We start from the raw sequence: 15885 nt of genomic DNA on the forward strand, positions 1-15885 counted from the left end.
AATGCTCTATGCCGATGGTTCAGAGGAACGTCTTCATATCGTGGGTAGCCTTCGGCTCGCCGAAGGGGCAGGTGGTCGTCGCCACCCTCGATGGCTGGATCCGTCGCACCCCTAGGGGCTTCCGTGATGCTTAAAATTGGCACTCTCCGGGTCTCCGGGATGCCCGAAATGCCATCTCTGGGGCTTCCGCGATGGCCCCGGCATCCCACCGTCGGCAAGCCAACGGGTACCCACGATTTGAATTTATATCCGGGATGGCCTGGGGTATTGCTTTTCAAACCGCTACCGGTGTTAAAATCTCAATGTCGGTGGTTCAGAGGAATCTATTCAGATCGTGGGTAGCCTTCGGCTTGCCGAAGGTATTGCAAACAATTCGCATTTGCGCTAATCTACGTATTAATAGAGGAGAGACGCGAATGTATGTCTGTTTGTGCAAAGGTGTAAATGATAAGACAATCCATAAGGCAGTGGCCTGTGGGGACGTTGAATCTATGCGCGATCTGCGTCAGCAGTACGGCGTGGCGTCTCAGTGCGGATGTTGTAAGCAGTGTGCAAAAGAGACACTGCAAGAAGCTTTATCGGCCCGCGACAATAACCAAAACTCTAACTCGAATAACCCCGCTAAAATTCCTGCATCGGTGTGCTACACTTAAGTTAATTTCTTATAAGAAATAGCCTAAGGAGTACACCGCATATGAAAGGTGACGCTAAAGTCATTCAGCAACTGAATAAAGTGCTGACGCTAAAATTAACCGCAATTAATCAATACTTCCTGCACGCCCGCATGTATCAAAACTGGGGTTTTGATAATCTAAACTCAATGGTTTACCGGGCATCGATTAACGAAATGAAACACGCCGATGACATTATTGAGCGGGTTTTATTTCTGGAAGGCATGCCTAATCTGCAAGAGCTTGGCAAGCTGTATATCGGTGAAGATCCGCGGGAGATGATTGAACTGGATCATCAGGTTCAGTTTCAGGATATCAGCGCAATTCGCGACGCGGTCCGCTGCTGTGAAGAGTTCCAGGACTATGTGAGTCGGGATATGCTGAATAAGATTCTTGATAGTCAGGAAGAACATCTTGATTGGTTAGAAACACAGATCGACTTAATGTCGCGCTTAGGTAATGAAAACTACCTGCAAACTCAAGTAGAGAAAGGGGAGTAGTATGAAAGCAGATAACAAGGTTGTTGAGCAGTTAAATCGTTTGCTGGCTTTCGAGCTTACTTCTATCGACCAATATACCTCGCATTCGCGCCAATACGAAGATATGGGGTTGATGAAACTCTATGAGCGTATTAATCATGAAATTGATGATGAAAGACGCCATGCTGATTTATTAATCCGGCGTATTCTGTTTCTTGAGGGTGAGCCTGATATGGCCAATCGAGAGAAACACACAATTGCGTCGAACGTCCGCGAAATGTTGGAAAATGATCTTCAACTTGAGTACAACAACGCAAAAACCTTGCGCGAGGTGATTCAGTATTGTGAACAAGAGCGGGACTATGTAACGCGTGACATGCTAATTACTATTCTGCGGGATACTGAGGAAGATCACGCTTACTGGTTGCGAATCCAGCTTGGTTTAATGGACAAGCTAGGCGAGGAGCTTTACCTACAGAGCATGAAATAATGGATTTTATTATTGATGCCTGGGACTTTAGCCAGCAGCCTGCAACTCGGGTACAGTCGCTCGAGGGTAAACCTCAGGCGGGATGCTGGTATCATCTGCAACGCGATACTGAGGGTCTGGATGACTGGTTAAAACAAGCGGAAATTCCGGAACCACTGATTGATGCGATGATTGAGGAAGATACCAGACCTCGTTTTCAGCGTTTGAAAGATGGCTTTGTATTGTTGTTGCGCGGAGTTAATTTAAATGAAGGTGCTGCGCCGGAGGATATGCTGAGTTTGCGTATCCTCTCTTACAAAGGCACTATTTTTACCTTCCGCAAACGGCCTTTTAAGGCGATTTCTCATATTCGACAGTCCCTGGAAAAACAGGATGGCCCGGATAATTTGAACGATTTCTTGGTGCATCTGGTTGAGCAGTTAAACCTTCGAATTGAGGATGTGATTGATTCGGTTGAAATAAAAATCGAACAGATGGAACTGGAAGGCTTTAATAAAACGGCGGAACAGCAAAGTGTTTTAAGTACCTTGCATCGTCGCCTATTGCGATTAAACCGGTTTGTTCGGCCCCAGTTAGCGGCGCTGGATAAATTTACCACGGAAAGTGAGCGTTGGACCGATAACGAGCTGCATCAGTGGTTGCTGAATGAGCGAGACACGACGCAGCGACTGCTCGAGCAGATTGATTTGATGCTGGAGCAATTGTGGATGCAGCGTGAGCTGTTGCAGCAGGCGGTCGCCGAAAAGATGAATCGTAACACCTATTGGTTGTCCGTTATCGCTGGCGTATTTTTACCACTTAGTTTCTTGACCGGTGTGTTCGGCATTAATATAGGTGGGATGCCTGGTGTTGAAAACGAAAATGCCTTCGAGATTTTCGCCTGGGCGCTGGTTGGCATTGCCATCGTCGAATTCCTGCTGCTACGGCGTTTGCGGTTTTGGTAATGCCTTCGGCAAGCCAACGGCTACCTACGATATGAATTTACATCCCGGATGGCGGGGATATCCCCCCGTCGGCGAGCCAACGGGTACTTACGATCTGAATTATATCCGGGGTGGTGGGGATATCGCTTTTTGAACACTATCGGTGTTAAATGCTCAATGCCGATGGCTTCCGGGAGACCCCGGCATCGCCCCGTCGGCGAGCCGACGGCTACCCACGATCTGAATTTATATCCGGGGTGGTGGGGCATCGCCCCGTCGGCAAGCCGACGGTTACCCACGATCTGAATTATATTCCGGAACCTCCGGGATTTTTCTTTTTGAACCACGATTGGTTTTAAATGCTCTATACCGATGATTTCCGGAAATCCGTTCATATCGCGGGTAGCCTTCGGCTTGCCGAAGGGGCAGGTGGTTGTTGCTACCCTCGGTAGATGGATCTGTGGCACCTCTCCGGGACTCCGCGATGCCCGAAATACCATCAATCGGGACTCCGCGATGCCCGAAATACCATCAATCGGGACGCCGTGATGCCCGAAATACCATCAATCGGGGCTTGCGCGATGCCCGCAAAAAACCTCCGGGCCTCCGCGATGCCGGAATATTGCCCCTAATCCGGCAGTTCGCAGACGTCGGAGTCAAATACGACGAGGTGGTCGAAGTCGATGTCGATGCCGACTTGGGTGCCTTCGTTTAATGGTTGGTGCGAAGCACCCACGGCAAGCACTTGAGAGGTGTCGGGCAGCTCTAATGTGTACAGATAATGCGATCCCCGAAAACCGCGACCGGTGACAACGGCTGTGAGCTTGCTATCAGCACGATCGGTAATAATGACATCATCAGGACGCACTAAAAAGGTCACATCGTGGTTGCCTTGCTCACACAATATCTCGTGATCAATAACACCCAGAGCACAATGCAGTTGGTGTTCTCGAATCTGTCCCTGCAACAACACACCGCGGCCGATAAAGTCTGCAACGAGTTGGTGTTGAGGCTCGTGATACAGTTCGTAAGGTGTATTCCATTGCAATAACTGGCCCGAATACATAACCCCGGCTTTATCCGCCATGGCGAATGCCTCTTGCTGATCATGCGTAACCAGCAACGCGGTAATGCCTTCTTCTTTTAACAAAAAGCGCACGTCTTGTGCCAATAACTCACGCAGTTCAGCATCCAGACTGGAAAAGGGTTCATCGAGTAACATTAATTGAGGTTTTGGCGCCAATGCGCGGGCAAGCGCTATGCGTTGCTGCTGGCCGCCGGAAAGCTCATGTGGAAAGCGCTTTTGATAGCCGTTTAAACCAATCCGTTGTAATAGTTCTTTAATACGCTGCTCTTGCTCAGTTGAGGGTAAATGTTCAATACCAAATCGAATGTTGTCGGCAACATTAAGATGCGGAAACAACGAAAAATCCTGAAACATCATGCCAACTTGACGTTGCTCTGTTGGCACAGATTTACCACTGTCAGAAACTAACTGACCATGTAGCTCAATGCTCCCGTTAGAAATAGGAGTAAATCCGGCTATCGCACGCAATAATGTGGTTTTGCCACATCCCGAGGGGCCCATTAAACAACCAATGTCGCCTGGTTCAAGGTCAAAACTTAGCTCGTCGACAATCCGGTGTCCGGCTAATTGAATGGCGACCTTTTTAAGGCTTAATAGCGCGCTCATTTAGTCTCCTGTCTTTATACTTTGCGTTTTTAGGGCACGTGACAACATCATCACCGGAATTAAACCGACTGCGACAATCATTAACGCCGGTGGACCGGCATCTGCCAGACGCTCATCGGAAGCCATTTCGAATGCTCGTACTGCCAGTGTATTAAAATCAAATGGCCTTAATACTAGCGTGGCTGGCAATTCTTTCATTACGTCGACCAACACCAGAATTAACGCTGCTAATAAAGAGCTACGCAGTAACGGTAGGTGTACTCGCCACAAGATACGTCTGGGGGATGCACCCAGGGTTCGGGCGGTATCATCCATCTGTGGCGTAATCTGTTCAAGGCCGGAGCTAACGGTTTGTAGCGATACTGACAAAAAGCGGACGCTGTAGGCAAATAATAGTGCGACTACGGTGCCGGATAGAAGCAACCCTGGGTTAATATCAAACGCCCAGCGGCTAAAGTCGATGATGCGATGATCCATCCACGCCAATGGTGACAACAAGCCGACGGCAATAACAATGCCCGGGATAGCATAACCCAAACCAGCCAAACTGATGGCAGCGCGCAATGGTTTGGTTGGGTGACGGCGGCGGCCATAGGCCAACCAAAGCGCTAACAATACGGTGATCGAGGCTGCCAATAAGCCCAACCATAGAGTATTAAAAGTTAACTCCCAGAACTCGGGTTGGGTCCAGGTTTCGGCTCGTTCAATAGACCAAATCAGTAATTGTGAGGCTGGAATTAAAAAGCCGAGTAAAATGGGTAACCAGCATACCAGCGCTGCGGCCGCTGCTTGCCGACCTTTTAACGGCTTACGCATTTGCTGTCCGTCGCTGCGACGCTGATAAAACTTGGCTCGTCTGCGCGAGTAGCGTTCGACTAAAATCAAAACAATCACAAATAGCAGTAGGATAGCGGCTAGTTGCAAAGCGCCCTGAGTATCACCAATGCCGTACCAGGTGCGGAAAATACCGGTAGTAAAGACGGTAACACCAAAATATTCCATGGTACCGTAATCGGCCAGCGTCTCCATTAATGCTAACGTAACACCGGTGGCGATGGCCGGGCGCGCGAGTGGCATCGCGACCCGCCAAAAACTCTTCCAGGGTCCGGCACCCATAGTTCGGGCACTTTCAAATGCGGCGGTGGATTGTTGCATAAAGGCCGCTCTGGTGATCAGGTACACATAGGGGTAGAGCACCACGCACAGCACAAAGACAGCGCCGCCTAAGCTGCGAATCTGAGGAAACCAGTAGCCACCGATTTGTAAATCAAAAATAGACCGTAGGGCCTGTTGCACAGGGCCGGCGTAGTCGAGTAATCCGGTGTAGGTATAAGCGGTAATATAAGCTGGCATCGCCAGCGGTAGCAATAAGCCCCAGCTGACCCAACGCCAGCCCGGAAAGTCAAATTGACTGACACACCAGGCAGTGCTTACCCCTAAAATGGTTACACCAATCCCCACCGAAACCAACAGGATCAGTGAATGGTTGATATATTCTGGGATAACCGTTTGCCACAGGTGGGCAAGGATATCCCATTGGGGATTTAACAAAGATAGGGCGACCACAATAAGTGGTAGCCCTATCAATGCCGCAACTCCGAACAACAATAACGGGCCGCGGGTCATGTGCTGCTCTCCTTGAATTTATCTCCAGCCAGCACGGTTCATCAAACGTACTGCATCGGCGTTATTTTCGCCCAGGATGTCCATGGAAATATCGTCTTTTTTGAAGTCGCCCCATTGTTGCAAAGTTTCGCTCCAGGCGACACCTTCCCTAACGGGGTATTCATAATTAGCTTCAGCATACCATTTTTGCGACTCTTCGGAGAGCAAAAACTCGATCAGTTGCTTTGCTTCGGTCACATTGTTGGCATGCTCGGTAATGCCAATACCTGACACATTGACGTGAGCGCCCTGGGCGTCTTGTGCTGGCCAAAATATTTTCACTTTTTCGGCGGCTGCTTTTTCTTCCGCGTCGTCAGAATTCAGCATATGGCCAAAGTAGTAAGTGTTTGCTACTGCGATATCGCAGATACCAAAGGCAACGCCTTTAATTTGGTCGCGGTCGCCACCGACCGGTTTGCGAGCAAAGTTTTCGACAAACTCTTCTGCCCACTGTTCTGTTTTTTCGGCACCGTGATGGTCAATCAATGAGGCCACCAAGGACTGGTTGTACAGATTATTGGATGAGCGAATGCAAACACGGTCATTCCACTGTTCATCAGCAAGTGACATGTAGTCTTCGAGTTGCTCGGGGTCAACGCGTTCCGGCGAGTAAAAAATTGGACGCGCTCGCAAGCTTAAACCGACCCATTGATCGTCGCCAGAGCGGAACTCTTCAGGTACAACCTGATTAATAGTTTGCGAAGCAACCGGCTGAAAAACGCCAGCGGTTACGGCTCGGTGCAGGGCGCCGGCATCAACGGTTAAGAACAAATCAGCGGGTGTATTTTCGCCTTCTGATTTGAGCCGCGCTAGCAACGCATCCGAATTACCGGTTAATAAATTCACCTCAATCCCGGTTTTTTCACTAAACTGGTCTAGTAGTGGTTTAATTAACGCTTCTTTGCGAGAAGAATAGACATTAACCTCTGCTGCGTTAGCCGCGATCGGCAATAAACTGGTGACAACGCTGGCTAGCGCTATTACTGTGGTTAACTTATTGAATTTTATTGCCATAAAGAAACCTCTTTATAATAATTTGCGTATGTAACGAGTTTATAGTGGAGTAGACTATCATAAATAGTCACTAATGATAGCTATTCTCATTTGTATTTTGACTAAAGTCAAGATGCTTAGCTCAAGTACCTTTAACACGGAGCGGTTATGTCTGATTTGTCCCTACTGGCATTGATTGGGGTGTTGTCTATCAGCTGTCAGTGGCTGGCCTGGCGGATAAAGCTACCAGCGATTTTGCCATTGCTAGTTTGTGGTTTGTTAATTGGCCCGACACTGGGGTGGTTAAATCCCGATGAAGTTTTTGATCAGTTGTTGTTCCCGCTGGTTTCGTTAGCGGTTGCCGTCATCTTATTTGAAGGTAGCTTAACGCTAAAGTTTGACGAAATCCGCGGTCACGGGCGGATGGTAACCAACTTAGTCAGTGTTGGTATGCTAGTCACCTGGGTTACCATTGGCGTTGCTACCCATTTTTTAATGGGCTGGGAATGGGAGCTGTCAGCTCTGTTCGGTGCCCTGGTAGTGGTAACCGGGCCGACGGTAATTCAACCGATGATCCGGTCTATCAGGCCGATCAATAAGTTAGCCAATATTTTACGCTGGGAAGGCATTATTATCGATCCGCTGGGAGCGTTACTGGCGGTATTGGTGTACGAATTTATTATTGCTAGCCAGGACGTAGCCTTTTTACATGCTATGCAAGCGTTTGCTAAAACCATCGGTATTGGTTTCTTCTTCGGCTGGGCGGCAGCAAAACTGCTGGGTCTGGCATTAGGCCGTGGCTGGTTTCCGCACTATCTGCAAAACGTGGCCACGCTAACCATTGTATTGGGCGTATTTGCGTTATCCAACGCCATTCAGCATGAATCTGGCTTGCTGACGGTTACGGTGATGGGTATGGCAATGGCCAATACCAAAAACCTCAACCTGGATGAAATCCTCGAGTTTAAAGAGACCTTGAGTGTCCTGCTGATTTCAGCGCTGTTCATTATTCTGGCAGCTCGACTGGACTTTGTGCAGTTCGATGCTTTGGGCGTTCCGTCGATTATTTTGTTGGCGTTTATTTTATTTATTGTACGGCCCCTGGCCGTGTGGCTTTCAGCCATAGGTACTGAGCTGCGTTTTAAAGACAAACTGCTACTGTCCTGGATAGCTCCTCGCGGTATTGTTGCAGCTGCTGTTTCTGCACTCTTTGCGTTAAAAATGGAACAATCGGGTTGGGAAGGAGCGGACTCGATAGTGCCGTTGGTGTTCGTGGTCATTATGACGACCGTGGTATTGCAAAGCTTAACCGCGAAGCCATTGGCCAGATTACTCGGCCTGATTGAACCTCCGGCTCGCGGGTTTCTAATTTTTGGTGCCAACCAAATGGCACGAGCTGTTGCAAAAAGCTTAAAGGAGCATGATATAGCAGTCCGCCTGGCGGATACCAACTGGGAAAACATTCGTATGGCGCGAATGGACAACTTGCCGGTGTACTTCGGTAACCCAGCGTCGGAGCATGCATCGAACAACATTGATCTAACCGGCATTGGTCGCTTATTGGTGATGTCGCCCTATAAGCAATTAAACCCGTTAGTATCAGTTTATTATCAGGATTGGTTCGGAAGTCATAAGGTACATGGACTGAATAGCGGAGAGTCCGATTTTCGGGCGAGTCATCAGTTATCCGAATCCTACAAGACGACGCTGAATTTATTTGGTGAGAGTATTACTTACTCGAAGTTGGCGAGCTTGCACTTTCAGGGAGCAAAAATGAAGTCGACGCCAATCACTGAGAACTTCAGCTTTGAAGATTATCAGCAGCAATACGGTGCTCGGACAGTGCCAATGTTCGCGCTGGATGAGCAAAAGAAAGTGCATATCTTTACTACGGAGCGAGATTTGAAACCAATGCCAGGTTGGTTGATCATTGCAATGATCTCGCCGGAAAAAGATGGTGAACCGCAAAACTCCAGCAATTAATCGGGTAGTTTGTCCTGACTGTGACTGGTTGGTAGACATATCGGCGACCACCAGAAAGTCAGTTCGCTGCCCGCGCTGTGGACACCGGTTAGCGGGCGGTAAGGCGGTTAGCGCTAATTCAATTTTAGCTTTAGCACTAACGGCACTGCTGCTGGGGCTGGTTAGCTTGTGGCTGCCGTTTGTCGGGTATTCTGCAAACGGCGTAACACAGTCTATGAGCTTACTGGATACCAGTCGTGAATTAATGCACTTTCATGAACGACTGTTAGCTATCCTGGTATTGTTTACCATCGCTGTTATTCCGTTGCTGTACCTGCTTGCTGTCAGCTGGGTCTTTTTACGTCAGTTGGTGGCTGGCTCTAAGCCGCCAGGCCCAATAACCCTCTATCTAATCAGAACGCTGGTGCAACTGCGCGTGTGGATGATGGCCGATGTCTTTTTACTGGGCGCGCTGGTGTCTTTGATTAAGATCTCTGGATTGGCGTCTGTGACCTTAGACACGGGTTTTTATAGCTTTATTGCCTTTGTGATTATGCTGTTAATTGTTGCTGATAAAGTCAGTCGTTATCAGCTCTGGCATCTGTTGCCGCAGCAACAGGCACCGGCGGCAACCAGTGGGCAAACGGCCAGTTCGCAAGGATTAATTGGTTGTATTTGTTGTCATGCTCCCAACTCAAAGCAGGCTGAGCACTGCTGGCGTTGCGGCGAGAGCTTAATGTTAAGCCGCTGGCGCGGTAGCAAATTGACCATAGCACTATTAATTGCAGCAGCTTTAATGTTAATTCCCGCACACCTGCTACCGGTCATGGAAACCACTAATTTGGGGCGTACCTATCCATCGACTATTATTGCAGGAGTGTTAGACCTATGGCGCAGCGGCGATGTGCCTATTGCGATTATTGTTTTTGTTGCTAGCTTAGTAATACCGGTCGCAAAAATTTTAGTGTTACTGGTATTACTCTGGGCATCTTCAGGGGCAGATAAACGCCAGTTAAAACAACGGTTGTGGTTGTATAAAGTAACCGACTGGATTGGCCGTTGGTCAATGATTGATATTTTTGTGGTTGCCGTATTGGTCGCGTTGGTGCGTAGCGGCCAGCTAATGTCAGTATATCCCGGTAATGCGGCACTGGCATTTGCCTTGACCGTTATTTTAACGATGTTGGCAGCAATGACCTTTGATACTCGTCGTTTTTTTAAGGACAAAGAGAATTTATGAGCCGATCAGCAATGAAGAATCTGCTATCACCTATCTGGCTAATTCCTGTATTAGCCCTGTTGGTAGCGCTATGGATGGTTTGGCAGGAAAGTGCTGGTGCGGGCCCACAAATTAAAGTGCTGCTAGACGATGCTGAGGGGCTCGAAGCTGGCAAAACACCGGTAAGAGTGCGTAATGTTGATGTTGGTCTGGTCAGCGAAATAAGCCTGACCGATGATTTAAGCTCGGCGGTATTAACCATTGATATGAACAAAAACTCCGAGCGAATGCTGGTTGAGGACAGTCAATTTTGGGTGGTTAAACCACGTATAGGTCGGCAAGGGGTGAGTGGCTTATCAACCTTGTTGTCGGGCTCTTATGTTAGGCTGCAGCCAGGCTCTGCTGAGCAAACCTCACGCACTTTTGAGGCACTGGAACAACCACCGGTAACGCCGCAACAAACCCCCGGACAAAGAATTACCCTAACCAGTGGTGCCAACTCTTCGGTGGTCGTTGGCGACACGGTGCAGTACCAAGGTGTGCCTGTTGGCCAGGTCGAAAAGGTATCGTTCTCAGTCGATGACAGAACTATGCAGTATCAGGTTTTTGTCGAAGCGCCTTATGATGAGTTGCTAACGACTAACACCCGTTTTTGGCTACAAAGTGGGCTTTCGCTGCGCTGGAGCTCCTCAGGACTGGATGTGTCGCTGGGTTCATTTGAATCTTTATTGGGAGCGGGTATTAGCTTTGGCGTTCCAGAGGGGCAGCCAAGTGGAGACAAGATCGCTGATAACCGCGGCTTTGAATTGTTTTCCAGTAAAGAAGCGGCCCGTCAGCAGGGCTTTGTTAATGGCATTGATTATGCACTATTGCTAGACGAATCTGTGGCGGGTCTGGAAGAGGGTGCTGCGGTCCAGTTTAAAGGTGTGCGGGTCGGGACCGTATTAAAGGTACCTTTACGTTGGAACCCAACCGACGAGGACAAGGCTCCGTTAAAACAAATACCGGTGTTGATACGATACGAACCCGAGCGTTTGGAAGGACTGGTGCCGAATACTGACATCAACCATTGGCAACAGCGGTTACCGGAATTATTTGAGCAGGGGTTACGAGCTAATATTCGTGCGTCGAATTTATTGACCAATACCCTATATGTAGACTTACGTTTTTATCCTGATGCGACTGCGCCTTTGCGAGTCAATAAGTTTGCAGGTTATCCGGTGATGCCTTCAATGGTTAGTGACTTTAGTCGGCTGGAAGAAAAACTTAATCAGTTAATGGATAAATTTAATCAGTTACCGTTAGAACAATCTTTAACTGACTTTACGGATGCAATGGAGGCCACAGAAGTGACAGCGGAACGTATAGAGACGCTGGCCAATTCGGTTGCGGATATTGTTGAGCAACCTGGTTTACAAAAGCTACCAGAGTTACTACAAAAAAACTTAGAGCAGTTGCAGCAGTTGCTGAATAGCGTGGATGAATCATCGCAGACCCGCCGTCAATTGCATCGTACGCTGTCCAATATTGAGCAGTTATCGAGAGATATAAAGCCGTTAGTGGAACAGTTGCGAGAGCAACCGAATTCGCTCATCTTTGAATCTGAAAAAATTGCCGATCCGGAGCCGAAAGCCAATGATCAATAAATATGTTGCATTAGTCGCTATTAGTTGCACAGCGCTTGTCGGTTGTTCAAACACAGCAGCGCAGCAAACTAACGATTACCGTTTGCCGCTCTTAAACCAACAAGCCGAACGGTTTTGTTCGATTAACTCGCGGCAGGTTAGGGTCAGCGATCTCATGCTTAGCGATGGCATCCTGCTACAGCGCAGCAATACCCAAATTCACGCGGCTCGTTACCATCGTTGGGGCGGCTCGCTTGAACAGCAATTACAACAGAGCTTGCAACGACACGTAACGACGAATGACTGTGCCGGTCAGCTGCGGGTTACTGTCATGGATTTTTATGGTGACAACGACGGTAACGCGGTGGTTAGCGGGCATTGGGAGTATCAATACGAACAGCAATCAGCGATAGAACAGTCATTTTATTATAAGCAGGAACTGTCCGAAGACGGTTATGATGCTTTAGTTGAAGCGCTGAATAGCGCTTGGCTTAAGGCGTTAACTGATATAAAACAACAGCTTTCCGAATGACCAGGGTCAGTATGGTCTGATATACTCATTGCAAATTTTGCGAGTGCAAGGTGCACAAACGTGCGTTTACCGTTAAAACTCAGCGGGCTATTGATTGCAGCCACATTGCTTGCGACAGCCTGCCAGCCAGCGTCAGCTCCCGCAGAAAGTGGGCTGGATACTTCCATGCAAAAGCTGGACAGGCAACTCTTACCGAATGAAGAATGGCAGCTAAGTCAGCAGGTAATTGAACTTAGTTTTTGCCGCAACCGTACCAATGAGGCGTTACTGGCTTCGGAAATGGAGCTCAATGGCTGGCGCCTGACCGGTGAACAGTCAGCTTTTCCTCCTTACCGAAAAGAGGGCTTGGTGGCGCTTCAGCAGATATTAGCGGGTGAATCCTATTTATTATGGCAACGAGACGGGAATGTCAGTGCTCAGCGCTATTATCTGGTGTTGCCGGCGGAACAGTCTAAAGGTGACGTCTCAGAACAGCTTTTTCCGGCGGTGGCGAGATTAGCCGCGGCGCCGGAGATTTGTCATACTGCAGTAATCAACGAGTAACAGGAGGAATGATGCGAGAGCAGATTGAATCCAAGCTACAGCAGGCTTTTGATCCGGCTTTTTTACAAGTTGACGACGAAAGCTATATGCATGCCAATGGACCCGATGCACAGTCGCACTACAAAGTAACCCTGGTGACGGAACAATTTGAAGGTAAACGCTCTTTACAGCGACATCGGGCGGTTAATAAAACATTAGCGGACGAACTTCAGCGAATCCATGCGCTAGCATTACATACCTACACTCCGGACGAATGGGCCGAAAAATGCGGCGCTCCAGACTCACCTAATTGCATGGGTGGCGGCTAAACTGCCGTCGGTAACGATGGTAGGATTTGTTGCAGTGCTATAATCCCCGTAGAATCGAGACAAATTTCAGATAGGGAAGGTAAATATGGTTATCAAACCGAAGATTCGTGGTTTTATTTGCACTAACTCTCACCCAGTGGGTTGCGCAGAAAATGTAAAGCGCCAGGTGGACTGGGTAAAACAACAGCCAAAAATTGAGAACGGTCCTAAAAATGTCTTAGTAATAGGCTGTTCAACCGGCTATGGTCTGGCATCGCGCATAACTGCCGCGTTTGGTAGTGGAGCTGATACGTTGGGTGTTTGCTTTGAAAAAGAACCTACCGAAAAACGCACTGGAACAGCGGGCTGGTACAACACTGCTGCTTTCCATCAACAAGCGGAAGAAGCCGACCTTAACTATCACTCAATAAATGGTGATGCATTTTCCGACGAAATTAAACAGCAGTCGATTGATTACATTAAGCAGCACATGGGTAAAATCGACCTGGTCGTGTATAGCTTAGCGTCACCTAAACGCAAAGACCCGGAAACAGGCGAGCTGTTTAGTTCTGTGCTAAAACCCGTGGGCAAGCAATATACCACTAAAACTTATCATACCGATCGTGACGAAGTGCACGAAGTTACGTTAGATCCAGCAACTGACGAAGACATTGAGAACACCATAAAAGTTATGGGTGGTGAAGATTGGGAGCGGTGGATCAAGCAGTTACATGATGCCGGTGTATTGGCAAAGAATTGTCAAACGACTGCTTATACCTACATTGGTAAAAAGCTGACTTGGCCAATCTATGGTCATGCGACAATTGGCCGGGCCAAAGAAGATTTGGATCGAGCGTCTTCAGCCTTAGATGACACCTATCAGGATATTAACCTAAAGGCCTATGTGTCATCACTAAAAGCTCTGGTTACTCAGGCCAGCTCAGCAATTCCGGTAATGCCTCTTTATATTTCCTTAATTTATAAAGTGATGAAGGAAGAGGGCACTCATGAAGGCTGTATTGAACAAATCTATCGCTTATTTACTGAAGGCTTATACGCTGATAGTCCGGAGCTAGACGACGCTGGCCGGTTACATATGGACGGTTACGAAACTAATGAAGCCACTCAGGCGAAAATAGAAGCGCTGTGGGATCGAGTGACACAGGACAACTTTCATGAGTTGGCGGACTACGAAGGTTATCATCAGGATTTCTTGCGGTTATTTGGTTTTGGCTTCGAAAATGTTGATTACGATGCCGATGTTAATCCAAAAGTTAACTGGTAAGCGCAGCTGAAAAAGTGTTAAAATCCGCTAGATAACTGTGGAATATGTTTTTAAGTGACTGATTGTTGGCAAGTGCCAAGGCCTTGCCACGTTCGGTGACTTATTGATTTTTCAGGTTTCCAGTCACTGGTGACTGGTTGTGATGAATCTTCCCTAACGAGTAGTGCAAACGCATATGATTACTATCAAGAAAGGGCTGGATATCCCAATTAAGGGAGCCCCCCAGCAGCAAGTATCCGACGGTAAGGCCGTGACGACGGTCGCTACCCTGGGAGAAGAGTACGTTGGTATGCGCCCGACTATGCACGTGAAAGTTGACGAGCGTGTGAAAAAAGGTCAAGTGATTTTTGAAGACAAAAAAAATCCAGGCGTAAAATATACCGCTCCTGCAGCCGGTGTTGTAAAAGACATTCCGCGTGGCGAACGCCGCGTACTGCAAGCGGTTGTTATTGAATGTGACGGTGATGAACAAGTTACGTTCGATAAATTCGACAGCGATAAACTCGACTCCTTAGGTCGCGACAAAGTTCAGGAAATTTTGGTTGAGTCTGGTCAATGGCCAGCACTTAAAACTCGCCCCTACAGTAAAGCTCCGGCATTAGACACAGAAGCAACGGCTATCTTCGTTAATGCAATGGACACCAATCCGCTCACTATGGACCCAACGTTGTTTATTAATGAAAATAAGCAGGCGTTTATTGATGGTCTTAAGGTACTCAACAACCTGACTGACGGCAAAGTGTTCGTCGTTAAGGCCGGTGATGCAGAGGTCGATACAGGTGACGCTGAGGTTCAACTAGAATCTTTTGCTGGCGTACACCCTGCTGGTTTGGTGGGCACTCACATGCACTTCCTCCATCCAGTCAGCCTAAAACGTCCCGCCTGGCATATTGGTTACCAGGATGTGGTGGCTTACGGCAAGCTATTCACGACCGGTGAAATTTTCACAGACCGTATGGTGGCCGTGGCTGGTGAGTGTGTTAAAGAGCCCCGTGTGTTGCGTACTCGTATGGGTGCCAATATCCGTGAGTTAACCGATGGCGAGCTGCAAGGCGATCACTACCGGATTATTTCCGGCTCGGTGCTTAATGGTCACAAAGTTGATGATGAACATCAGTGGTTAGGCCGCTTCCATACTCAGGTTAGCGTGATTCCAGAAGGCGACAACAAAGAGTTTTTAGGTTGGATTCGCCCAGGTTCTGATTTGCACTCGATTACTCGGGCATACGCAGGTCACTTTAACCCGAAAAAGCTGTTTAGCATGACCACCTCGTTACACGGTTCCTCGCGTTCAATGGTGCCTATTGGTAACTACGAACGTATTATGCCGCTCGATATCCTGCCAACCCAGTTACTTCGTGACTTGTTGTCAGGCGATACCGATGAAGCTCAGCAACTTGGTTGTTTAGAGCTGGATGAGGAAGATTTGGCATTGTGTACCTATGTGTGCCCTGGGAAGTACGAATACGGCCCGGTGCTGCGCGATTGTCTCACCAAGATTGAGAAAGAAGGCTAACC

The 15885-nt window shown here is 48.3% G+C and carries 15 protein-coding genes; 12 read left to right on the forward strand and 3 right to left on the reverse strand.

Annotated features, from left to right (window positions below):
- The first annotated feature begins 191 nt into the window (after positions 1-191).
- The 4 genes from CWI81_RS12900 to CWI81_RS00995 are packed head-to-tail and all read left to right on the forward strand — an operon-like array spanning position 192 to position 2584.
- Entirely contained in the window at positions 192-653 is a 462-nt protein-coding gene (locus CWI81_RS12900) for a bacterioferritin-associated ferredoxin (RefSeq protein WP_338067603.1), read from the forward strand.
- Positions 654-694: 41 nt separating this feature from the next.
- Positions 695-1171, forward strand: a complete 477-nt coding sequence (bfr, locus tag CWI81_RS00985) for a bacterioferritin (RefSeq protein WP_126783378.1) — start codon at positions 695-697, stop codon at positions 1169-1171.
- Between the two features lies 1 nt (position 1172).
- A complete protein-coding gene (bfr, locus tag CWI81_RS00990; protein ID WP_126783379.1) occupies positions 1173-1640 on the forward strand; it encodes a bacterioferritin in 468 nt (155 codons plus the stop codon).
- Positions 1640-2584, forward strand: coding sequence for a CorA family divalent cation transporter (locus CWI81_RS00995; RefSeq protein WP_126783380.1), 945 nt, complete (start codon positions 1640-1642; stop codon positions 2582-2584). Before bfr (CWI81_RS00990) ends, CWI81_RS00995 begins: the two co-directional genes overlap by 1 nt.
- Before the next feature lie 607 nt (positions 2585-3191).
- Here the strand turns inward: CWI81_RS00995 and CWI81_RS01000 are convergent.
- Genes CWI81_RS01000 through CWI81_RS01010 form a run of 3 tightly spaced genes read right to left on the reverse strand, consistent with a single transcriptional unit; the run spans position 3192 to position 6935 of the window.
- Positions 3192-4256 carry an ABC transporter ATP-binding protein gene (locus CWI81_RS01000; RefSeq protein WP_126783381.1) on the reverse strand — a complete coding sequence of 355 codons (1065 nt, stop codon included), beginning with the start codon at positions 4254-4256 and terminating at the stop codon, positions 3192-3194.
- The gene (locus CWI81_RS01005; protein WP_126783382.1) at positions 4257-5882 is read right to left on the reverse strand and encodes an ABC transporter permease; all 1626 of its coding nucleotides are present in this window, start codon (positions 5880-5882) and stop codon (positions 4257-4259) included. It abuts the gene before it with no gap.
- A gap of 18 nt (positions 5883-5900) precedes the next feature.
- Complete coding sequence (locus CWI81_RS01010; RefSeq protein WP_126783383.1) at positions 5901-6935, reverse strand: Fe(3+) ABC transporter substrate-binding protein; 1035 nt, start codon at positions 6933-6935, stop codon at positions 5901-5903.
- Between the two features lie 147 nt (positions 6936-7082).
- Here CWI81_RS01010 and CWI81_RS01015 point away from each other — a divergent pair, with 147 nt between their 5' ends.
- The 8 genes from CWI81_RS01015 (at position 7083) to CWI81_RS01050 (ending at position 15883) form a co-directional block, all read left to right on the forward strand.
- Positions 7083-8897, forward strand: coding sequence for a cation:proton antiporter (locus tag CWI81_RS01015; protein ID WP_126783384.1), 1815 nt, complete (start codon positions 7083-7085; stop codon positions 8895-8897).
- Positions 8869-10116 (forward strand): PqiA/YebS family transporter subunit, encoded by a 1248-nt coding sequence (locus CWI81_RS01020; protein ID WP_126783385.1) that lies wholly within the window; start codon positions 8869-8871, stop codon positions 10114-10116. The genes CWI81_RS01015 and CWI81_RS01020 overlap by 29 nt, the downstream gene beginning before the upstream one ends.
- Entirely contained in the window at positions 10113-11741 is a 1629-nt protein-coding gene (pqiB, locus tag CWI81_RS01025; protein WP_126783386.1) for an intermembrane transport protein PqiB, read from the forward strand. The genes CWI81_RS01020 and pqiB overlap by 4 nt, the downstream gene beginning before the upstream one ends.
- Positions 11731-12252, forward strand: coding sequence for a PqiC family protein (locus tag CWI81_RS01030; protein WP_126783387.1), 522 nt, complete (start codon positions 11731-11733; stop codon positions 12250-12252). Before pqiB ends, CWI81_RS01030 begins: the two co-directional genes overlap by 11 nt.
- A gap of 60 nt (positions 12253-12312) precedes the next feature.
- Complete coding sequence (locus CWI81_RS01035; RefSeq protein ID WP_126783388.1) at positions 12313-12795, forward strand: hypothetical protein; 483 nt, start codon at positions 12313-12315, stop codon at positions 12793-12795.
- An 11-nt stretch (positions 12796-12806) separates the two neighbouring features.
- On the forward strand, positions 12807-13103 hold the full coding sequence (locus tag CWI81_RS01040) for a BolA family protein (RefSeq protein ID WP_198678646.1): 297 nt from the start codon (positions 12807-12809) through the stop codon (positions 13101-13103).
- Positions 13104-13188: 85 nt separating this feature from the next.
- Positions 13189-14367 (forward strand): enoyl-ACP reductase FabV, encoded by a 1179-nt coding sequence (fabV, locus tag CWI81_RS01045; protein WP_126783390.1) that lies wholly within the window; start codon positions 13189-13191, stop codon positions 14365-14367.
- A 175-nt stretch (positions 14368-14542) separates the two neighbouring features.
- Positions 14543-15883, forward strand: a complete 1341-nt coding sequence (locus CWI81_RS01050) for a Na(+)-translocating NADH-quinone reductase subunit A (protein WP_126783391.1) — start codon at positions 14543-14545, stop codon at positions 15881-15883.
- The last annotated feature ends 2 nt before the right edge of the window (positions 15884-15885 follow it).

The organism is Idiomarina seosinensis (assembly GCF_003987275.1).
Classification (GTDB): Bacteria; Pseudomonadota; Gammaproteobacteria; order Enterobacterales; family Alteromonadaceae; genus Idiomarina; species Idiomarina seosinensis.